Below are 20568 nucleotides of genomic sequence, written 5' to 3' on the forward strand. Positions count from 1 at the left end.
GGGGGCCAGGGGCTAACCTTTCCGCTATGTCCGCTTCACGCTTGCTGCGTATCGGCACCCGCTCCTCCCCCATGGCCCTCGCCCAGGTCGAGCGCGTCCGGCGGATGCTCGCCGAGCTACGGCCCGAGGTCACCGTCGAGGTCGTCCCCCTCAGCACCAGCGGCGACCGGTGGCAGGGCGCGCTGTCCGAGCTGGGTGGCAAGGGCGCGTTCACCAAAGAGGTCGACCAGGCGCTCCTCGACGGCCGGGCCGACCTCGCCGTGCACTGCGTCAAGGACGTGCCCGGTGACCGGCCCGCCCCCGCCGGGACGATGTTCGCCGCCTACCTCGCCCGCGACGACGTGCGGGACTGCCTCGTCGACCCGTCCGGGCGGCGGATCGAGGAGTTGCCCGCCGGCACCCGCGTCGGCACCTCCGCGGTCCGGCGGATCGCCCAGCTCGCCCTGCACTGGCCACACCTGACCGCCGTGCCCATCCGGGGCAACGCCAACTCGCGGCTCGCCCGCCTCGACGCCGGCGAGTACGACGTGCTGCTCCTCGCCGTCGCCGGCCTGCACCGGATCGGGCTGCCGGCCCGGATCGGGCACACGATCGACGTCGACACCTTCGTGCCGGCCGTCGGAAGCGGGACACTCGTGCTCCAGTGCCGGCAGGACGACGAGGCCGCGCTGGAGATCGCGGAGGTCCTCGCCGATCACCGGACCGGGCGGGAGACCGAGGCCGAGCGCACCATGCTGCACATCCTGCAGGGCAGTTGCAGCTCCCCGATCGGCGGCTACGCCCGGACCGAGCCGGACGGGCGGCTCAGCCTGCGGGCCCGGGTGATCAGCCTGGACGGCAAGACGGTGCTGGACGCCCACGAGTGGGCCACCGACCCGGTCGTGCTGGGGACATCGGTCGCCGCCTCCCTGCTCAGGCAGGGCGCGCGGGAGATCCTCGGCTAGTTCGCCGGCGGCTTCACCAGTGGGGCGGTCAGGGCCAGCGGGTCGGGGCGGTGCACACCGCCCGGGCCGGACTGCTCGGCGGCGATCTTCTCCTGGAGGCGCAGGATGCCGTGCAGCAGCGCCTCCGGCCGGGGCGGGCAGCCGGGCACGTAGACGTCCACCGGGATGATCTGGTCGACGCCCTTGGTGACCGAATATGAATCCCAGTAGGGCCCGCCGCAGTTCGAGCAGGAACCGAACGAAATCACATATTTCGGCTCCGGCATCTGGTCGTAGAGCCGCTTGATCGCCGGCGCCATCTTGTCGGTGACCGTGCCGGACACGACCATGAGATCGGCCTGGCGTGGCCCGTGCGCGAACGGAATCACGCCGAGCCGCATGAAGTCGTGCCGGGCCATGCTGGACGCGATGAACTCAATGGCACAGCACGCGAGACCGAAGTTGAACACCCAGAGGGAGTAGCGGCGCCCCCAGTTCAGCACGAACCGGATGGGTTCCCCGAGCACTCCTGGCAGACCGGCCATCCGGTCAACCTAACGCATCCGGGTACGGCTGGCTCAGCGTCATCGGCGTGCGAGCCACTTCCAGAATCGCTGCCGGAAAGTTCGGCCCCTCGACGTAGTACCGGGCCCTGGTGCGGCCGACCGACTCCAGCAGCCCCGCCGCGGCGAGGTCCCGCAGGTCTCGCTGCGCCTGCTGGAGGCTGAGGCCTTCGGCTTGCTCGTAGTGAACTCTCCGGAGCCGTCGATGCACCGCGACGTCGTGCAGTGCGGAGACCATCCGCTCGTCAAGGCCCTCGGCGCCGACGAACTCCGAAACCCTCTCCCACACCGCGACTGATCGATCCACCCGGCCTTGCACTGTTTGCGCCTGCTGGTGGTATGCGATCAGATTGAAACGGATCCAACTCGCGACGTCCTGTTCCGGGTCGTACCGAGACCCGCGACGCTGGAGCTCTTGGTAGTAACTCCAGGTATTGCGCGACCGGCCGAGCCACGCCTCGATCGATGAGAACTCCGGAGCGAGCACCCCCTCTCGGGCGATCATCAGAGTTTGCAGCGAGCGCGACATCCGGCCGTTGCCGTCGGGCCACGGATGGATCGAGACCAGGTGCAGATGGCCCATGGCTGCACGAATCAACGGGTGGTCGGTGTAGTCGGCGTTGAGCCAGTCCACCAACTCCGCCATCAGCTCCGGAACCACAGCGGCATCGGGAGCTGTGTAGGCAGCGACCTCGGCATTGTCCGGATCGGTGACATAGACCGGGCCTCGCCGCCATTGGCCGGCAACCTTGTTCCGGGTATAGCGATGGCCCTGCAACATCCAGTGCAACGCGTTCAGCAAGCCCTTGCTGTATTCGAAGTCGGCGACATCGTGCAGCGTCTGCACGTAGGTCATCATGCGCTGGTAGGCGATTGTCTCCTCACGATTCTCGTCGGAGACGTCGACGTCCTTCTCGCCCTCCATCAAGTCCTGGACGTCGATGGTCGAGACGCGGAACCCCTCGATGGTGTTCGATGCTGCCACCGCATCCGCAGTCAGGAACTTGCGCAGCCCTGAGACCCATTTGGTGGGACTCGCCTGAAGCTGGTAGATCAGCTTTTCGCGCATCGCTTCGACAGCATCGAGAACCTCGCGGTCGTTCGCAGACAGTTCGGGCGTCGGAAACAGCATGCTGAAATCTTACGACGTAATCATCGCGTCATGGCGTCACTCGCGGGGTGGACGTTGGAGGAGGCTCAGAAAGCCGGTCAGGAGCGCCTCGCGGAGGGGTGGTGGTGCGGCGTTCAGGATCGTGTTGACCGTGGCCATCCGGGTGAAGTCGCCGGAGCCCAGGCCGAGGCCCTCGGCCAGGGAGGCGATCAGCTCCGGCGTGATCATCTCGGGGGTCAGGGGCGGCAGCGGCGGCAACTCGATCGGGCCGCGGGCGCGGGCAGCAGCGACCGCCTCGGCCAGGTCGGGGGCGAAGTCGGCGGCCGTCGCGTGGACGGCCGCGGTCACCGTGAGATGGATGGTCGGCGGGTGGCCGGCGTGGGTCATCTGGGGCTGCGTGTGCCAGCCGCGGGCGGCCAGCTCGTCGGCCAGGACGAAGAGGTCGACACCGTCGGAGGCCAGGCAGACGACGCTGGTCTCGGCGGGGGCGAACAGCCGCACCCCGTCGGTGGCGTCGACCGCCGCGGCCAGGACCGCGACCGCCTCGCGGGTCTTCGCCGCCAGGTCCAGATAGCCGCTGTCGCCGATGCTGCGCAGCGTGGCATAGGCGGCGGCGATCGGGCCGCCCGAGCGGGTCGACGAGATCACCGGATTGATCATGGTGTAGCCCGGCCAGTCGGCATGCGCGAAATACTGCGGGCGGCGCAGCTCCTCGGAGGCGTGCAGGAGGATCGACACGCCCTTCGGTGCATAGGCGTATTTGTGCAGGTCGACGGAGATGCTCGTGACGCCGGGCACGGAAAGGCCGAAGTCGGGCAGGTCGGCGCCGAGCCGTCGCAGGAACGGCAGGATCCAGCCGCCGAAGCAGGCGTCCACGTGGAAACGGACCCCGTGCCCGGCGGCGATCGCGGCGATCTCCGGGATCGGGTCGACGACGCCGTGGGCATAGCTCGGCGCGGAGGCCGCGATCAGGACGGTGTCGGGAGTGACGGCGCCGGCCATCGCACGCGGGTCGGCCCGCAGGTCGTGCACCGGCACGACATCGAGCTCGACCCGCAGGTAGTGGGCGGCCTTGGCGAACGCCGCGTGCGCGCTGGCCGGGACGAGCAGCCGGGGTGACCGGATCGACGGGTGGGCGTCGCGTGCCGCTTTCACCGCCAGGATCAGCGACTCCGTGCCCCCGCTGGTGACGCTGCCGACCGTCGCCGGGCCACCGCCCAGGAGCCGGGCGGCAGCACCGACCAGAGCGTTCTCCATCGCCAGCAGGGAGGGGAACGCGGTCGGGTCGAGACCGTTGACGTGCGCCGACGTGGCGTGGGCGGCCCGGGCCAGATCGTCGAGGCCGTCGAGGGCGGGGTCGTAGACGTAGGCGAAGAGGCGGCCGCCGTGGGTCGGCAGGTCACCGGCTCGCAACTCCCGCAACTCGGCGAGGATCTGCTCGCCCGGGACACCCTTATCCGGCAGCGCGTCAGTCATGCTCGTGACGCTATCCCTTCTCCGGTGCCGGCCCCTCGGTTGTCCACAGCGGCGAGTTGTCCACAGGGGCGGACGCTGGTCGGGCCTGATCGTCGTAGCGTCGCAGCAGCACCACGGCCGCACCGACCATCAGGGCCGGGACGACGGTGAAACCGAGCAGCACCCCGAGTCGTGCCGTGTCGCTCTGCGCGGCCGACTCACCGGTGGCCGACGAGGCGTATCCGAAGATCTGGAGGAGCAATGCGTAGATGCCGGGCCCGAGAGCCAGACCCAGCGTCTCCCCCGCGGTCCACAGGCCGGTGAAGACGCCGGCCTGGCGGCGGCCGGTGCGCGCGGTGTCGTGGGCGATGCAGTCCGGCAGCATCGCCAGGGCGAAGACCTGCTGGCCGGCGTATCCGGCGCCGACGACGGCGACGATCAGATAGACGGCGACCGCTGGCAGGGACGGCGCGGCGACGAGTGCGAGCGCGGCCACGGCGAAGAGGAGGGAGGCGGCGACGAGGGAGCGGAGCTTGCCGTGACGGCGGCCCACCGCGGTCCACAGCGGCATCACCAGCAGGGCGGGGCCGACGAAGGCGGCGAACAGGAAGGTCGCGCCGGACTCCTGGACGAGGACGTGGTCGGCGAAGTACTTGACGCCGGCCAGCATGGTGCCGATGCCGGCGGCCTGGACGATCCAGCAGATCAGCAGGGCACGGAAGGGGGCGTTGCCGTTGGCCACGCGCAGTTGCGCCCGGAGGCTCGGCTCGGAGTCGCCGGCTTGGCGGGACTCGGCTCCACGCGTACCGAGAAAGGTGGCGAGCGTGCCCACGACGATGAGGGCGCCGACGAAGGCGCCGGACCAGCGGTGTCCCTCGCGGCCTCCGCCGGTGAGTTGGACGACGAGCGGCGCGAGGGCGCCGGAGACCAGGATGGCCAGGGCCAGGACCGCGACCCGCCAGGTCATCAGCCGGGTGCGCTCGGCGTAGCCGTCGGTGAGCTCGGCCGGCATCGCGACGTAGGGGACTTGGAAGAAGGCGAACGCGGTGGCGGCGGCGAGGAAGGCGAACGCGACGTACGCCCCGGAGGCGGCACCGCCCGGGAAGGGCGCCGCGAAGATCGCCGCGAAGAGCACGCCGAGCAGCAATCCGGCGATCAGCAGGAACGGACGGCGCGAGCCGCGGCGGTCGGAGATCCGTCCGGCGACCGGATTGACGACGACGTCCCACGCCTTGGGAATGAGGACCAGCAAGCCGGACACACCAGCGGCTACACCCAGCGTGTCGGTCAGATAAGGCAGAAGAAGCAAACCGGGCACCGTGCCGAAGGCTCCGGTCACCAACGACCCAAGGGCATATCCAGCCAAAACACCGCGCGGCAGGACACTCGTCGGGGTTACCACGGGAGGGGGACCAGCAGGCGTCATCGACGCGCATCGTAACCAAGATCGGGCTGGTCCGCCTACGCTCGGCCGCATGAAAAGCGTTGCGGCCGGCGTCGCCGCAAGTCATCCGGCGACCGCCCGCGCGGGGCTGCGGGTTCTCGAGTCAGGCGGTTCCGCGGCCGACGCGGCGGTGGCCGCTGTACTGGCCTGCTGTGTGGCCGAGACGGTCTACACGGGGCTCGGCGGCGGCGGGTTCGCCACCTTCTTCGACGCGCGCACGCGCGAGGTCACGTGTCTCGACTTCTTCGTGGCGGTGCCGGGGCTGGACCGGGATCGGGACCCGGCGGCGATGGTGGCGGTGGACGTGTTCTTCGGCGGGCTGCCACAGATCTACTCGATCGGCGGGGCCAGTGTGGCGGTTCCCGGGGTGCCGGCCGGGCTCGGTGAGGTGCACCGGCGCTGGGGGCGGCTGCCGTGGCCCGAGGTGGTGGCTCCGGCGGCCGGGCTGGCCCGGACCGGGGTGCTCCTGCCCGCCGCGCACGCGCGCACGCTGGAGACGTGCGCGCCGGCGCTGGCCTACGGGGAGGGTGCCGCTCTCTATCAGCCGGGTGGGCGGCTGCTCCAGGGTGACGAGCTGCTCTTCCATCCGGGGCTGGCGACCGCGATGGACGCGCTGGCCACCGAAGGTCCGGAGGTCTTCTACACCGGGGATTACGGGAAACTGCTGGTCGAGACGGTACGGGCGGCGGGCGGGAACATCGGCCCGGCGGACCTGGCGGCGTACCGGGTGGAGTCGGTGCCGGTGGATCATGCGTCGCTGGCCGGCTACCGGGTGCACGCTAGGCATGATCTGAACCGGACAGTTGAGACGATCGGTGCTCTACCGTCCGATCTGTCCCGGGCGACTCGCGCGCCAGGGGTGGCGTCGGCCCTGGTGAACCGGGGCCGGCAGCGCCTCGGCGACACCACGAACGTCTCGGTGGTGGACGAGGAGGGCAACGCCTGCGTGATCACCACGACGCTCGGGCTCGGCGCCGGGGTGTGGCTGCCTGGGCTGGGGATCAACCTGAACTCGATGCTCGGCGAGGGTGAGCTGCTCACCGAGAACCTGGTACCGGGTGAGCGGATGTCCTCCTACATGTGCCCGCTGGTGGTGACCGCCCCCGACGGCGGGCTGGCCGTGGCGGCCGGGTCGGCGGGGGCCTCCCGGATCCGGACGGCGCTCGTCGACACGCTGCTCGGGGTGCTCGTCGACGGGTTGAGCGTGCCGGAGGCGATCGCCCGGCCCCGGTTCCACGCGGTGGAGGACACCGTGCACGTGGAGGCCGGGTACCCGGTGGCAGAGCTTGCCGAGCTCAGTGGGGCGGGCTGGCAGATCGTCGAGTGGCCGGAGATCAACCACTACTTCGGTGGTGTCACCGCCGTGGGCCGGTCCGGCGCGGCCGGCGACCCACGGCGCGGCGGCGTGGGGCTGCTCCTGTAGAACGCGGCGTGTGTCGCGCGGCCGGGAGCCGTCACATGGCCCGGACGGCCACCACGGCCGGGAGCCGTCACATGGCCCGGACGGCCACCACGGCCGGGAGCCGTCACATCGTCCGGGCCGCGGTGGCCGCCGCGGCGGCGGCCGTCTCCCGCAGCGGGACGTCGAGGCTGGTGGCGGTGAGGCCGAAGGTGCGCTCGGTCAGCGACGAGTCCAGGACGAACGGGGCGTAGAACTGGTAATCCATCTCGGCCATCTCGCGGGCCATCGGGATGACCAGGCCAGCCGTGCGCATCACGAAGCGGGGCATGCTGCGCACCGTCAGCGGAGACTGGCCGGTCAGCTCACAGTAGCGGGCGGCGAGCTGACGGATCGAGATCGCGGCCGGTGACGGGACGTGCCAGGCCTTGCCCCAGGCGCGCTCGTCGCGGGCCAGCTCGACCAGGGTGCGGGCCATGTCGCCGGTGTAGGTGAAGGTGTGCGGGGCGTCGATGTCGGCCGGGCCCCACGCGGTGCGGCCCTTGACCATGGCCGGCAGCAGCACGCTGGAGAAGACTCCGACCGCGCCGGCGCCCAGGTAGTCGGAGGCGCGGGCCTCGATCGTGCGCACCCCGCTCTCCAGGGCGTCCTGCCACATCTGGATGCGGACGCGACCCTTGCGGCCGATCGCGGCGAGCGGGGTGCTCTCGGTCATCAGGCCGCCGGGCTGGGGGCCGTAACCGTAGAGGTTGCCGGTGATGGCGTAGACCGCACCGGCCGACTTGGCGGCGGCGATCATCGCGTTGTTCATCGGGAACCACTTCTCGGTCCACTCGGTGTATTTCGGATTCGCGCAGTTGTAGACGACCTCGGCACCCTGGGCCAGCTCGGCCAGGCGGCGGGCGTCGGCGGCGTCACCGGTGACCCGTTCGACCAGGTGATGCTCGGGGCCGCTGCCGCTGCGCGTGACGATGCGGACCCGCTCGCCCCGCTCGGCGAGCAGGTTGGCGACGGCAGAACCGATGGGCCCGGAACCGATGACGAGGTGCATGACGTTCTCCTTGCTCGCATTTGAGAGCGGTGCTCTCTGTTGAGGACAACGATCGCACACGATTCACGGAAGAAGCAAGAGCGGTGCTCTCTTTGTGGCACACTGGCCTCATGAGCGCCGCAAACCTGCGAGCCCGGGTCCGGGCCGAGATGACCGAAGAGATCAAGACGGTGGCGAAACGGCACCTGGCCACCGACGGGGCGAACCTGTCGCTGCGGGCCGTCGCCCGGGACCTCGGGATGGCCTCGTCCGCGGTGTACCGCTACTTCGCCAGCCGGGACGACCTGCTCACGGCGCTGATCATCGACGCCTACAACGCCGTCGGCGAGGCTGCCGAGCAGGCCGCGGCCTCGGCCGGCACACCGCTGGAGAAGTGGCTTGCGGCCGGGCACGCGGCACGGGAGTGGGCGCTGTCCGGCCCGCACGAGTGGGCGCTGATCTACGGGAGCCCGGTCCCGGGCTACCAGGCGCCGCAGGACACCGTCGTTCCGGCCACCCGTGTCCTGCTCCTGCTGGGTGCGACGCTGACGGAGGCGTACACCTCAGGGGTCCTGGTCTCTCGCGAACCGCTCGCCGGGCGTTTCGCGGAAGAACTCGCCCCGATCGCCGCCTCCGTGCTGCCGGACCTGCCGACCCGCCTGGTGGCCGACGCCATCGCCGCGTATTTCCAGATCTGCGGCGCGATCAGCGCGGAACTCTTCGGGCAGCTCAACAAGTCGGTCGAGGAGGACCGGCGGGGGTTCTTCGAGTATCAGCTGCGGGGTGCGGCCCGGCAGGCCGGGCTCACTGCGTAGGCATCCAGCCCGCCGACGCCATCAGCACCCGGTCGCCGCGCATCGGTACGCCCTCGGCCAGGAGCAGCGCCTTCGCCCGCGCCTCGTGACCGGGAGGGAGCCGGCCGCCACCGCTGCACACCCGGTGCCAGGGCACGCCGCCGCCGTGCAACGCCATGATCCGGCCGACCTGCCGGGGTGAGTTCCGGCCGGAGCGGTCGGCCAGGGCGTCGGCGATCGAACCGTACGACATCACCCGCCCCTCGGGGATGCTCTCCACCAGGGCCAGGACCTCTTCGACGTACTCCTGCGGTGTCACAACCCGCCACGATATGGGATCGGACGACGGTCGACAGCGCCCGGCCGAGCACAATGGGCCTGGTGCGGGAAGTGGTGACCGGTGCGCGCCGGATCGTGGTCAAAGTGGGCTCGTCCTCGCTGACCACCGCGACGGGCGGCATCGACGAGCAACGTGTCGACGCCCTGGTCGACGTGCTGGGCTCGCTGGCGACCGGCGGGCGTGAGGTGGTCCTGGTGTCCAGCGGCGCGATCGCCGCCGGGCTGGCCCCGCTCCAGCTACGCCGGCGGCCACGTGACCTGGCCACCCAGCAGGCCGCCGCCTCGGTCGGTCAGGGCCTGCTGATCGCGCGTTACACCGCCGGGTTCGCGCGGCACGGGCTCACCGTCGGGCAGGTGCTGCTCACCGTGGACGACGTGACGCGCCGGGCCCACTACCGGAACGCGTACCGGACCCTCCGCAAGCTGCTCGACCTGGGCGCCCTGCCGATCGTCAACGAGAACGACACGGTCGCCACCGAGGAGATCCGGTTCGGCGACAACGACCGGCTCGCCGCGCTGGTCGCCGCGCTCGCCGACGCCGACCTGCTGGTGCTGCTCTCCGACGTGGACGCGCTCTACACCGGCAACCCGGCCGACCCCGCGTCCCGGCGGATCCCGCTGGTGCGGGACGACAGCGACATCGAGGGCATCGCGATCGGCTCGGCCGGCAAGTCCGGCGTCGGCACCGGCGGCATGGTGACCAAGGTGGAGGCGGCCCGGATAGCGACCGGATTCGGCATCCCGGTCATCCTCACCGCGGCCCCGCTGGCCGGCCCCGCGCTCGCCGGCGACGAGGTCGGCACCCTCTTCGAGGCGGCCGCTCAACGGCCGGCCGCCCGCCTCTTCTGGCTGGCCCACGCGACGGCGCCGCGGGGGCGGCTGCACCTCGACGAGGGCGCGGTCGCGGCGGTCGTGGCACGGCGCAAATCGCTGCTGCCGGCCGGCATCACCGCGGTCGACGGTTCGTTCGCCGCCGGCGATCCGGTGGATCTGGTCGACGCCGGATCGGGTACGCCGGTAGCCCGCGGCCTGGTCAACTACGACGCGGTCGAGCTGCCGGCCCTGCTCGGGCGGTCCACCCCCGAGTTGGCCGCCGCACTCGGGCCGGGATATGAACGAGAGGTCGTCCACCGCGACGACCTGGTGCTGCTGTAGAGAGGCTTCCTGATGAGTGTGCTGGAGCAGGCCGCGGCCGCCCGCGTCGCGTCGTTCGACCTGGCCGCGGCCACCCGTGCGGAGAAGGACGCGGCCCTGCTGCTGATGGCCGACCGTCTGGTCGAGCGGACCGACGACATCGTGCACGCCAACGGCGTCGACGTGGCGAACGCGCGGGCGGCCGGCACGTCCGAGGCGATGATCGACCGGCTGCTCCTGACGCCGGAGCGGGTCGCCGCGATGGCCGACGGCCTGCGCCAGCTCGCCGCCCTGCCCGACCCGATCGGTGACGTGGTGCGCGGCTCGACCCTGGCCAACGGGCTGGAGCTGCGGCAGGTCCGGGTGCCGTTCGGGGTGGTCGGCATGATCTACGAGGGCCGGCCCAACGTGACGGCCGACGCCGCCGGCATCTGCCTCAAGTCGGGCAACGCGGCGCTGCTGCGCGGCTCCGGTTCGGCCTTCTCGTCGAACGCGGCGATCGTCTCGGTGCTGCGCAAGGCGGTCGCCGACGCCGGCCTGCCGGCCAACACGGTCCAGCTGCTCGACGCGACCACCCGTGACTCGGTGAAGGAGTTGATGCGGGCCCGCGGCCTGGTCGACGTCCTGATCCCGCGCGGCGGCGCCGACCTGATCAGGACGGTGGTCGAGCAGTCGACGGTGCCGGTGATCGAGACCGGGGTCGGCAACTGTCACGTCTACGTCGACGCGGCCGCCGATCTGGAGAAGGCGCTGGCCATCACGATCAACTCGAAGGCGCAGCGGCCGTCGGTGTGCAACGCGGCGGAGTCGCTGCTGGTGCACGCCGAGATCGCCGATACGTTCCTGCCGCTGGTGCTGTCGGCGCTGGCCGACGCCGGTGTCACCGTGCACGGCGACGCCCGGGTGGCCGGTTACAGCGACGCCGTGGTCCTGGCCACCGAGGAGGACTTCGGCACCGAGTTCCTGTCGCTGGACATCTCGGTCGCGGTCGTCGACGGGCTCGACGACGCTCTCGACCACATCCGGCGTTACGGGACGGGCCACACCGAGGCGATCGTCAGCGAGTCGGTCGCGGCGACCCGCCGGTTCGTCGCCGGGGTGGACTCGGCCGCGGTGATGGTGAACGCGTCGACCCGCTTCACGGACGGCGGCGAGTTCGGTTTCGGCGCGGAGATCGGCATCAGCACACAGAAACTGCACGCCCGCGGCCCGATGGGTCTGCCCGAGCTGACCTCCACCAAGTATGTGGTGACCGGCAACGGGCACACCCGCTGAGAGATCTCAGCCTCGGAAGGCCCGCAGCGCCGTCAGTGTCGTGTTGACGTCGAAGAGCGGGCCTTCGTTGCTGTCCCAGCCGCCGTCGGGGCGCTGGGTCTGCGTCAGACGCTTGCGGGCACTCTGCAACAACCAGTCGTCGGCGAGGTTGACCCGACGCAGGATGGTCGCCATCGACGCCACGTCAGCCGGCGACATGTCCGGCAGGCGGTCGCCGAGGACCTGCTGCACCCGAGCCGACTCGTAGTAGAACTGCTGCTGGTGCAGGAGCCCGGCGGCATGCCAGCCGGCGGCCAGGAACGACGGCCACGTGCCGTCCGGCCGGATCTGGGTGATCACCCAGCTCGCGGCCGACCTGAGCACCTCGTTCCACGGCGCCCGGGTCTGGTAGGGGTCGATGTCGGCGGCGGCCGCGGTGAGCCAGAAACCGGCCACCGAGGTCTGGTAGAGGGTCGCCTCCGGGTCGCCTGGCAGTGCCCAGGCCGGCGCCACATCGGCCAGCGCCTCGTGCTCCTGCCAGGTGCCGTCACCGCGCTGCGCGGCGGCCAGCCATTGCAGGGCCTGCACCCCGACCGGACTGTCCACCGCACCGATGCCGTCCAGCTCGGCCAGGCGGTAACAGGTGGCGTCGATCGAGGGGATGCCGCCCTCGGCCGAGGCGGGCCAGCCGCCCTCCGGCATCTGGCCGGCGGCGATCAGCTCCACGGCCTCGGGAGGTGCCGGATGCCCGGTCCTGAGGTGGGACAACCGCGCCCGCTCCACCGGATCACCATGGGCGACCACGTAGCCGATCGCGGCGTCTATATCGATCACAGTGACGACGGTACGCGCCGGATCTGTGAATCGCAGGCCTGTCCCATCCGGGGAGTCACCCGATGGTGACTCCCCTGACAGAGATCCGTCAGTACGACGGCAGTGACGGGTCGATCAGGTTGACCCACGACACGATGCCGCCCTGCACGTGCACGGCGTCCTTGAACCCGGCCGTCTTGAGCGCGGCGAGGGCCTCGGCCGAGCGCACGCCCGACTTGCAGTGCAGGACGATCTGCTTGTCCTGCGGGAACTTCGCGAGCGCCTCGCCGGAGAGGATCTCGCCCTTGGGGATCAGGGTCGCGCCCGGGATACGGTTGATCTCCCACTCGGCCGGCTCGCGGACGTCGACGAGGAAGATGTCCTTGCCGCTGTCCTGCCAGTCCTTCAGCTCACGGACCGAGATCGTGGAGCCGGTGATCGCCTCCTGCGCCTCCTCGGAGACCGCGCCGCAGAAGTCCTCGTAGTCCTCGAGCAGGTCGGTGACGGTCGGGTTGTCACCGCAGAGCGCGCAGTTCGGGTCCTTACGGACCTTGATCTTGCGGTACTCCATCTCCAGGGCGTCGTAGACCATCAGGCGCCCGACCAGCGGCTCACCGATACCGGTGATCAGCTTGATCGCCTCGTTGACCTGGATCGAGCCGATCGACGCGCAGAGCACACCGAGGACACCGCCCTCGGCGCAGCTCGGGACCATCCCGGGCGGCGGGGGCTCCGGGTAGAGGCAGCGGTAGCAGGGACCGTGCTCCTCCCAGAAGACCGACGCCTGGCCGTCGAAGCGGTAGATCGAGCCCCAGACGTACGGCTTGCCGAGCAGCACCGCGGCGTCGTTCACCATGTAGCGGGTGGCGAAGTTGTCGGTGCCGTCGACGATCAGGTCGTACTGGCTGAAGATCTCCTTGACGTTGTCACGGTCCAGCGCGGTGTTGTGAACGACCACGTTGACCAGCGGGTTGACCTCGGCGATGCTCCGGGCCGCGGACTCCGCCTTGGGCGTGCCGACGTCGGAGACACCGTGGATGATCTGGCGCTGGAGGTTGGACTCGTCGACCGTGTCGAAGTCGATGATGCCGAGCGTGCCCACACCGGCCGCGGCCAGGTAGAGCAACGTCGGCGAGCCGAGACCGCCCGCGCCGACCGCGAGGACCTTGGCGTTCTTCAGCCGCTTCTGCCCGTCCATCCCGACGTCGGGGATGATCAGGTGACGCGAATAGCGGCGGATCTCGTCGACGCTCAGCTCGGCGGCCGGCTCGACGAGCGGGGGCAGAGCCACATTCACTCCCCGGGTTCGGTGGTAAGGATCGCCGCCCATTGTTGCTCGATTCGCAGGCGCGGATCCATGACGTTGGCCACGGGCCCGACATGCGGGATCGCGGAATAATTCAGGCTATCGGCTTACCCGCGTAACGCTCGCCGTCCAGATAGGGCCACGGGTTCGGCGTGCAGCCCTTCAGGCCGAACGTCTGCTGCTGCATCACCGGGGCCTTCTCACCCTCACCGGGGCAGGCCTCGTGACCGTGCCCGAGCTCGTGACCGACCTCGTGGTTGATCGTGTAACGGCGGTAGGTGTCCAGCTTGCCGTCGTACTCGGGGACGGCGTCGGCCCACCGCTCGGCGTTGATGATGACCTGGCCGGGGACCCGGCACGAGGTGTATCCCTCGGTGTCCAGCCCGCCGGTCGCGCACATCTTCTCCGACGTCTTCGCCGAGGCCAGGTAGATGGTGAAGTCGGCGTCGTCGGCCTTCGGCACCCGGCGCAGGCGCAGGCGCCCGTCGTTGATCCAGCTCCGCTCGTCGCCGAGGGTCTCGTCGATGGCCTCGGCGAACCCGCTCGGCGACGCGATGGCGACGTTCTTCTCGACCGCGACCCGGAACCGGTACAGCCGGCCACCGTCGCCGAGCATCGGGCCGCGCTCCCGGGCGTACCCGAACTCTCCGGCCTTGCCCTTGGCGGCGGTCCCGCCGTCGCTCTTCGCCGGCACGTCCCCGGTCGCCTGCGGCACCGGGCCGGCCGCGGGCCCGACACCCTGTGGCTCCTCCGCCTGCTGCGCGGCGTCGCGTCCGGGCGCGAGTGGCCGCTCGTCGTCGCGCAGCTCATGACCGACGATCAAAATCACCACGACCACCAGGAGGTACGCCACCAGCACCGTCCTCCGGCGACGTCGGACGCGACGGGCGGCGGCCGTCTCGGTCACGGCGTGCCGTGCCGGTCCGGCGGTCCGCGAGTGGGCCGGTACGTAGTCGGTCTCCGGGTGCTCCAGCACCGAGGGCAGGAAGTCGGGTTCCGGCTCGGGGTGGATCTCGACCGTCGAGTGGCGGCGCTCCGGCGGGGCGACGTAGAGGTCCTCGTCGGCCACCATCTCCGGCGGTTCCGGCGCCTCCTCCTCCCACGGGTCCTCGACCCGTGGTGGCACCGCGGCCGGCACGTGGATGTTCTCGGCGAGGTTGCGCTCCAGCATCGAGCGCGGCGGCCACAGGTTGTCCGGCAGTTCGGCCGGCAGCCGCACGCTCGGCGGCAGACCCCGGTTCATGGTCCGCGGGTACTGGTCGACCGGCACGGCACCGATCGGCGGCACATCGACCGGATCGGGCCGCTCCACCTCGGGCGAACCCAGCCAGCCGTTGTCGGCGGACGGGACGACCTCGGGCGGGCGGGACCGGCTGGTACGGCGTACGCCGGTGGTCCGCGGGCGCACATGGGCGCCGGGCGCGGCGAGCGGATCGTCGTCAGCCGGGGCCGGCCGGTCGATCTCGGCCGGACGCGGCCGGGAGGCGGCCACCCGCTCCGCGGCGAGCTCCAGGATGCCCCGGGTGAGCGGGGGCGGCGGTGGCGGCGGTTCGTGGCTCTCCGGCTCGCTCAGGGCGGGCAGGGGACGTTCCAGTGCCGGCACCACGGGGACCGGCTGCGCTTTGGCAGTGCTCCGGCGGCGGGGTGGCGGCTTCTCCTCCGGTGCCGGCGGCTCGACCGGCGCCGTGGCGGTCTTGCGGGCCGGCGCACGACCGGTGGTGGTCTTCGACGAGGTCGACTTGACCGCTGCCGGTTTGACCGTGGACTCACCGGTCCGGCGGGCGGTCTCCCCGGTAGCGGACCGGCGGACGCTCTTACGCGCGGGCTCGGCCGGTGCTGTCACCGGCGCGCGGCCGGTGGTGGTCGCGGTGGCCGCCACGGCACGACGCCGGGCCGGCTTCACCTCAGGGGCCGGGGCCGCCTCGGCATCGGCTCGGGAGCGCGCGGCCCGGCCACGCCGGTCGGTGCCGGCGTCCGGGTCAACAGGACCATTTGTCGCGTTTGCCATAGCAAGCGCAAGCCTGCCACGACTCCTCGTCTGTCACAGGACTTTCGGATTTCCGTACCTGATGGGCTCTCACAGTCGGGGGCCGGCGAGGTCCCGGCCCTTGTCGCGAGGCCAGGACCAGGGGACACAGCCGCGAAGCGTCAGCGTCTGCTGGACCATCACCGGTGCCGGGCCGCCGGCTTTCGGGCAGCCCTCGTGCCGATGGCCGAGCTCGTGCCCGACCTCGTGATTGACCACATACTGCCGGTAGGCGGCGAGATCGACCTTCGCCTCCAGATAGGGCCGCGCCGACCGCCGCCAGCGGTCCAGGTTGATGATCGCCTTCCCCACGGCACGGCACGAGGTGTACGGCACCCCGCCGATCCGGATGCCGGTGCCGCCCAGCTCGCACATCCGGCCTGCCGTCTCGCGCGTGGCCAGGTAGACGGTGAAGTCCGCCCGGTCCGCCCCGGCCACCATCTGCAGCCGGACCGACCCGGAGCCGACCCAGCTCCGCTCGTCCTCCAGGATCGCCCGCACCTGCGCGGCGAACGCGGCGACGTCCTCACCGCTGCCCTGCTCCACGGCGACCTTGAAGCGGCGGACCGTCCCCCGGGTGCCGGCGACCGGGCCGCGCTCGTTCGCGTAGTCGAACTTGCCGGAACCCTTCACCGGCACGTCACCGTCGAGCGCCAGCACGCCGGCGGGCGGAAAGACCGAGGTCGGCGTCGGTGACGGCGATGGCGATGGCGACACCGGCGCCTTCACCTCGTCGGTGGGGATCGCGCTCGGGACGTGGACCGGCGTCACCGCCTCCGCCGGGTTACCCTGCGGCTGGTCCGGCGGCCGGCTGACCGCGACCACGGTGAGCAGCACCAACACGGCGGCGAGGATGACCAGCCAAGCCTGGCGCCACCGGTCTCCCGATGACAGGGATCGCGGCGCGGTGGCGACTTCGGGGGGTGTGGTCATGGGCGTCAAGACTCGCACGAAACCGGTCACGCCTCCCACCCCGGAAGGATCTTGTGCGCTTCACGACATCGGGCAACCGATCGACAGCGCCGATCGTCCCTAGCGCTCCGGTGAGGCCGCCCGGACGTCGTCGAGGAGGCCGACCACGGCCCGGGCCACCAGACGGGGGACCTCCATCTGAGCGACGTGGCCGACACCGGGAAGGATGAGCAGCCGCCCGTCCGGGACGAGACGGGCCACCTGCGCCGGAACCCGCGGGTCGATCAGCCGGTCGTTGAGACCGCCGATGACCAGCGTGGGCGCCTGGATGCGGGCGGCCAGCCGCCACTGCGAGTTGACGCCCGGCAGATAGGCCCGCAGGAAGCTGCTGACCAGACCGCGCAGGGTGCCGAGATAAGCCCTCGGATAGTGGGCGACGGTGTAGCGGAGCTGGATCTCCTCCATCGCCTCGGCCCGCCGCTGCGGATGCACCTTGGTGGTGTCACCGAAACACGCGGCCAGAACCTGCTCGGCCATCTCCTCCGCGGTGACCCGGGTCAGTGCCCACGCCATCAGGCGCTCGGCGCCGGGCATCGCGAGCAGCGGCAGGACCGGGCCCTGCGCCGTGCGCCGCGGGTCGAGGAACGGCATGGCCGGGGAGATCAGCGTGAGCGTGCGCACCAGATCGGGCCGCAGCGCCGCCACCCGCACCGAGATCGACCCACCCAGCGAATTGCCGATCAGGTGGACCGGGCCGCGACCGGAATGCTCGAGATAGTCGACGAGGGTGGCCGCGAACGACGCGATCGAATAGCGCGGGCTGGGATCGCTGTAACCGAAACCGGGCAGGTCGACAGCCTGACCGTCGAGACGGTCGGCGAGCAGGCCGGCCAGGTCGGTGAAATTCTGCGACGAGCCGCCGAGGCCGTGCACGTAGACCGCCGGCTCGGCCGCGGCGCTGGGGCTCGGGGTGTCCCGGACATGCATCATCGCCCCGCCGACCGTGACCCGGCGCGCGGGCCATGGCGGTGGAACCGCACCCTCCGGCAACAGCGCACTGTCGTCGGCCAGAATCGCGCCCTTCATCAAGCCAGGAGTGCCTCGAGCCGACGGTTCACCGCGGACAGTGTGGCGCGCACCATGGCGTGCCGATCGTCACCGGTGACCACCGCGGAACCGGCCAGCTGCTCGACCCAGCCGCCACCGCAGGACAGCAGCAGGACCACGACGGCGACCTGCATCTGCCCGAACGAGACCGAGGCCGCGTGCTCGACGAAGCACCGGGCCGGGCCGTCCTCGTGCTGCGAGGTGGAGAGCAGCTCGTCGACCGCGCCGGCGGTGGCCGAGGCGCACAGGCGCAGGAGGTAGCCGTCGACGGCCGGGCCGGTGGCCACGCCCGAGGCGCTGCGGCCACCGGCACGCAGCCGCACCTCGACGGTGGCGTCCGCCCCGAACGTGTTGACGTGCACGTTCTCGATGATCACGCGGGGGCCGGGGTTGTCACCCGGGTCCAGCGGCCGCGGCTTGGAGGAGTCCGCCGGGACCAGTGCGGCGCCGGCGTTGACCGCCGGCGTCCGCCGATCCAGCGGCGGGTGCGGCAGCGCCGACACGGGCGCCACGGAGACCGGCGCGGGGGCCGGCGACGAGGACACCGGGGCGACGACCGGGCTGGAGACCGGGGCGACCGGCACCGCGGCCCGGGCCGGCCGGGTGGGCTGGCTGGGCAGCAGCGGCGTGCTGCGCGGCGAGGAGACCGGGGCGCTGGCCGGCCGGAACGCCGACGGCCCGTCGCCGGGCATCGCCGCGTCCAGGCCCATCCGGTCCTGGAGCAGGCGGGCCACCTGGCGGCTCACCTCGGCGGCGTCGGCGCCGTCGGAGAGGTCGAGGCGGAGGCTGTGCGCACCGGCCGGAGTGGCCCGCAACGAGGCGTCGCGCACGCCCGGCACCTCACGGACCGCCGCCAGGATGTCCTGGACGTCGAAGCCCTCTTGGCGCTCCTGTGCTGGTACGACATCGCCGCGGCGCAGGTGCGTCGCGATGCGGGCCAATGCTGGCGCTTCGGCCGACGGTTCCACGGAGGGCGGCTCCGGAACTCTTGGGACGTCCGGCTGGGCCGGGACGCGCTGCGGGAGCGTCCCACGCTGGTCGCCGTCGTCGTCGGCGTCACCGGGCGGGACGTAGGTCGGTGTCACTTCAGGTGCCGCATCGTACGGCCGGCGCTGGAACCCCGGCGGGTCGAACGAGTCGGCCGGGCCGTCGAACTGCGGCAGCCCCTGCGCGAGGGTGTCGGTGACCAGCGCGTGCCGGGAGCGGCCGGGCTCGCCGGAGACCGGTGCGACCGGCGGCGGCCCCTTGACCGGCTCGGGCACCCAGTCGGGCCGTTGCTGCGGCATGGCGGCCCGCTGCTGATAGGTGTCGTCGAGGTCACCCTCATACGGAAAAGGCGGCGCGCTGCTCGGCGCGGGAGCCGTCGGCGGACGACGGTGATGGCCCAGGATGTCGGCGAGCCGGCTCCGTTCGGGGGACCATGATTCGGTGGACCCGGACGGGGGAATCTCGGAGCTCGCCGCCGCGGCGGGAATCCCGGACGCGGGCGCGGCCCCGAAGGGACGCTCCGCCGGGATCTGCTGGCGTCCGAAGGTGCGCCCGTCGGACGGTCGCCGCCATGGTGGCGTGTCCACTCCCTGCTCCAATGCCGCTCCCGTGTTGGACCACGAACTGTCGTCGGTCGCCCAGCCGTTCATCCTTGTGCGGTCATGCGAGTCGGCCCCGTTGCCACCCACTGAGGCTCCCGTGTCTCCGGAATGCCCTGATTCATCCACCGCGCGCTCCTCGCTCGCCCCCGCTGAGGCTACCGTGTCGTTGCAGTGGCGATAAGTTGCAGCGTCGCGACAATTGCCCGCACGACCGCGACATGCGCCGATCCGGGCAATCCGAGACGACAAACCGCGGGGACCCGACCCCCCTGGAGGTTCACAGAAATGACCGCTGCGTCCGGCGGGCCACAGACCGCACGACCCACCCGCCTGCCCCGTTCGGCGCGACGCAAGCAGTTGCTGGCCGCCGCGCAGCAGATCTTCGTCGCGCACGGCTATCACGCCGCCGCGATGGACGACATCGCGGAGCGGGCGGGCGTCTCGAAGCCCGTTCTCTACCAACACTTCCCCGGCAAGCTGGAGCTCTACCTGGCCCTGCTGGACACGCACTGCGACGCGATAATCGCCAAGGTGCGCGGGGCCATGCTGGCGTCCCCCGACAACAAGGACCGTGTGAAAGGCGCCGTCCGGGCGTACTTCGACTTCATGGACCACGAGAGTGAGGCGTTCCGGCTCGTCTTCGAGTCGGACCTGCGCAACGACCCCCAGGTCCGCCAGCGGGTGGAACGGGTCGAGCAGGGCTGCATCGCCGCTGTGACGGACACCATCATCTCCGACACGGGGCTCCGGCCGGATCAGGCCGAACTGCTCGCCTCCGGCCTCGCAGGGGCGGCCGGACAGGCCGCTCAGTTCTGGCTCGCCAACGGACGGCGTACGCCCAAAGCTGAAGCCGAAGCGCTCGTAGCTGCGCTGATCTGGCGTGGGATCGCCAGCTTCCCGCTCCAGGGCGGTTCAACGGCCGGTATGGCCCCCGAAATCGGATAGCCTTTCGAACGGGTAGACGGATCTTTTTAGGAGGGACTCCGTGGAGGTCAAGATCGGCGTGCAGCAGTCGCCGCGCGAGCTTGTGCTGGAGAGCGCTCAGACCCCGGCGGAGGTCGAGCAGGCCGTGACGGATGCTCTGGCCAAGGACGGCGTCCTGACGCTCACTGACGAGAAGGGCCGCAAGGTGATCATCCCGATCGCCAAGGTGGCCTACGTGGAGATCGCCGAGGCGTCGCACCGCCCCTTCGGCTTCACGACCCGCTGAGTTTCAGCCGGCTGAGTTTCATCAACGGGAGGGTGTCCTGGTCTCAGGGCTCCCTCCCGTAACTCTCTCTCGGTGCGTCTGCTACCAGGTCGGGTAGAGTGGCCTGCGTAGCCGTCGATCTGTCGAGTCGACGGCCCGCGTGTGGCCCGCTTTCGAGCG

The 20568-nt window shown here is 71.2% G+C and carries 19 protein-coding genes; 7 read left to right on the forward strand and 12 right to left on the reverse strand.

Annotated features, from left to right (window positions below; all coding sequences use genetic code 11):
• The first annotated feature begins 26 nt into the window (after window positions 1-26).
• Window positions 27-944, forward strand: a complete 918-nt coding sequence (gene hemC / locus ACFO0C_RS12115; protein WP_378066661.1) for a hydroxymethylbilane synthase — start codon at window positions 27-29, stop codon at window positions 942-944.
• On the opposite strand, the gene ACFO0C_RS12120 is transcribed toward hemC, so the two are convergent.
• The 4 genes from ACFO0C_RS12120 to ACFO0C_RS12135 are packed head-to-tail and all read right to left on the reverse strand — an operon-like array spanning window position 941 to window position 5529.
• Window positions 941-1468, reverse strand: coding sequence for an NADH-quinone oxidoreductase subunit B (locus ACFO0C_RS12120; RefSeq protein ID WP_378066662.1), 528 nt, complete (start codon window positions 1466-1468; stop codon window positions 941-943). The two genes, hemC and ACFO0C_RS12120, sit on opposite strands and share 4 nt — an antisense overlap.
• A 4-nt stretch (window positions 1469-1472) precedes the next feature.
• Window positions 1473-2618: a Fic family protein gene (locus ACFO0C_RS12125; protein WP_378066663.1), complete on the reverse strand. Its 1146-nt coding sequence runs from the start codon at window positions 2616-2618 to the stop codon at window positions 1473-1475.
• Between the two features lie 36 nt (window positions 2619-2654).
• Window positions 2655-4073, reverse strand: coding sequence for a pyridoxal phosphate-dependent decarboxylase family protein (locus ACFO0C_RS12130; RefSeq protein WP_378066664.1), 1419 nt, complete (start codon window positions 4071-4073; stop codon window positions 2655-2657).
• A gap of 10 nt (window positions 4074-4083) precedes the next feature.
• Entirely contained in the window at window positions 4084-5529 is a 1446-nt protein-coding gene (locus tag ACFO0C_RS12135) for an MFS transporter (RefSeq protein ID WP_378066665.1), read from the reverse strand.
• Between ACFO0C_RS12135 and ACFO0C_RS12140 the strand changes: the two genes are divergently transcribed.
• Window positions 5528-6919, forward strand: coding sequence for a gamma-glutamyltransferase (locus ACFO0C_RS12140; RefSeq protein WP_378066666.1), 1392 nt, complete (start codon window positions 5528-5530; stop codon window positions 6917-6919). The genes ACFO0C_RS12135 and ACFO0C_RS12140 overlap by 2 nt on opposite strands.
• A 103-nt stretch (window positions 6920-7022) precedes the next feature.
• Here the strand turns inward: ACFO0C_RS12140 and ACFO0C_RS12145 are convergent, their stop codons facing one another.
• Entirely contained in the window at window positions 7023-7946 is a 924-nt protein-coding gene (locus tag ACFO0C_RS12145; RefSeq protein WP_378066667.1) for an NAD-dependent epimerase/dehydratase family protein, read from the reverse strand.
• 110 nt (window positions 7947-8056) lie between these two features.
• Between ACFO0C_RS12145 and ACFO0C_RS12150 the strand changes: the two genes are divergently transcribed.
• Window positions 8057-8740, forward strand: a complete 684-nt coding sequence (locus ACFO0C_RS12150; RefSeq protein WP_378066668.1) for a TetR/AcrR family transcriptional regulator — start codon at window positions 8057-8059, stop codon at window positions 8738-8740.
• Here ACFO0C_RS12150 and ACFO0C_RS12155 read toward each other — a convergent pair.
• Entirely contained in the window at window positions 8730-9038 is a 309-nt protein-coding gene (locus ACFO0C_RS12155) for an MGMT family protein (RefSeq protein ID WP_378066669.1), read from the reverse strand. The genes ACFO0C_RS12150 and ACFO0C_RS12155 overlap by 11 nt on opposite strands.
• A 62-nt stretch (window positions 9039-9100) precedes the next feature.
• Between ACFO0C_RS12155 and proB the strand changes: the two genes are divergently transcribed.
• The gene (gene proB / locus ACFO0C_RS12160) at window positions 9101-10213 is read left to right on the forward strand and encodes a glutamate 5-kinase (RefSeq protein ID WP_378066670.1); all 1113 of its coding nucleotides are present in this window, start codon (window positions 9101-9103) and stop codon (window positions 10211-10213) included.
• 12 nt (window positions 10214-10225) lie between these two features.
• The gene (locus ACFO0C_RS12165; protein ID WP_378066671.1) at window positions 10226-11467 is read left to right on the forward strand and encodes a glutamate-5-semialdehyde dehydrogenase; all 1242 of its coding nucleotides are present in this window, start codon (window positions 10226-10228) and stop codon (window positions 11465-11467) included.
• A 6-nt stretch (window positions 11468-11473) separates the two neighbouring features.
• Here the strand turns inward: ACFO0C_RS12165 and ACFO0C_RS12170 are convergent, their stop codons facing one another.
• The 6 genes from ACFO0C_RS12170 to ACFO0C_RS12195 all read right to left on the reverse strand — a co-directional run bounded on the left by ACFO0C_RS12170 (window position 11474) and on the right by ACFO0C_RS12195 (window position 19247).
• The gene (locus ACFO0C_RS12170) at window positions 11474-12280 is read right to left on the reverse strand and encodes a prenyltransferase/squalene oxidase repeat-containing protein (protein WP_378066672.1); all 807 of its coding nucleotides are present in this window, start codon (window positions 12278-12280) and stop codon (window positions 11474-11476) included.
• An 88-nt stretch (window positions 12281-12368) separates the two neighbouring features.
• Entirely contained in the window at window positions 12369-13550 is a 1182-nt protein-coding gene (gene moeZ / locus ACFO0C_RS12175) for an adenylyltransferase/sulfurtransferase MoeZ (protein ID WP_378066673.1), read from the reverse strand.
• A 109-nt stretch (window positions 13551-13659) separates the two neighbouring features.
• A complete protein-coding gene (locus tag ACFO0C_RS12180; protein WP_378066674.1) occupies window positions 13660-15573 on the reverse strand; it encodes a DUF3152 domain-containing protein in 1914 nt (637 codons plus the stop codon).
• Window positions 15574-15642: 69 nt separating this feature from the next.
• The gene (locus ACFO0C_RS12185) at window positions 15643-16524 is read right to left on the reverse strand and encodes a DUF3152 domain-containing protein (RefSeq protein WP_378066675.1); all 882 of its coding nucleotides are present in this window, start codon (window positions 16522-16524) and stop codon (window positions 15643-15645) included.
• A gap of 99 nt (window positions 16525-16623) precedes the next feature.
• Window positions 16624-17589, reverse strand: coding sequence for an alpha/beta hydrolase (locus ACFO0C_RS12190; RefSeq protein WP_378066676.1), 966 nt, complete (start codon window positions 17587-17589; stop codon window positions 16624-16626).
• Complete coding sequence (locus tag ACFO0C_RS12195) at window positions 17589-19247, reverse strand: Daple (protein WP_378066677.1); 1659 nt, start codon at window positions 19245-19247, stop codon at window positions 17589-17591. Before ACFO0C_RS12195 ends, ACFO0C_RS12190 begins: the two co-directional genes overlap by 1 nt.
• Window positions 19248-19484: 237 nt before the next feature.
• On the opposite strand from ACFO0C_RS12195, the gene ACFO0C_RS12200 reads away from it, so the two are divergent.
• Together ACFO0C_RS12200 and ACFO0C_RS12205 are read left to right on the forward strand one after the other, a co-directional pair.
• Window positions 19485-20144, forward strand: a complete 660-nt coding sequence (locus ACFO0C_RS12200) for a TetR/AcrR family transcriptional regulator (protein WP_109598501.1) — start codon at window positions 19485-19487, stop codon at window positions 20142-20144.
• 40 nt (window positions 20145-20184) lie between these two features.
• The gene (locus ACFO0C_RS12205) at window positions 20185-20409 is read left to right on the forward strand and encodes a DUF3107 domain-containing protein (protein WP_106315613.1); all 225 of its coding nucleotides are present in this window, start codon (window positions 20185-20187) and stop codon (window positions 20407-20409) included.
• The last annotated feature ends 159 nt before the right edge of the window (window positions 20410-20568 follow it).

It is taken from the genome of Actinoplanes subglobosus, from assembly GCF_042650585.1.
Lineage (GTDB): Bacteria > Actinomycetota > Actinomycetes > Mycobacteriales > Micromonosporaceae > Actinoplanes > Actinoplanes subglobosus.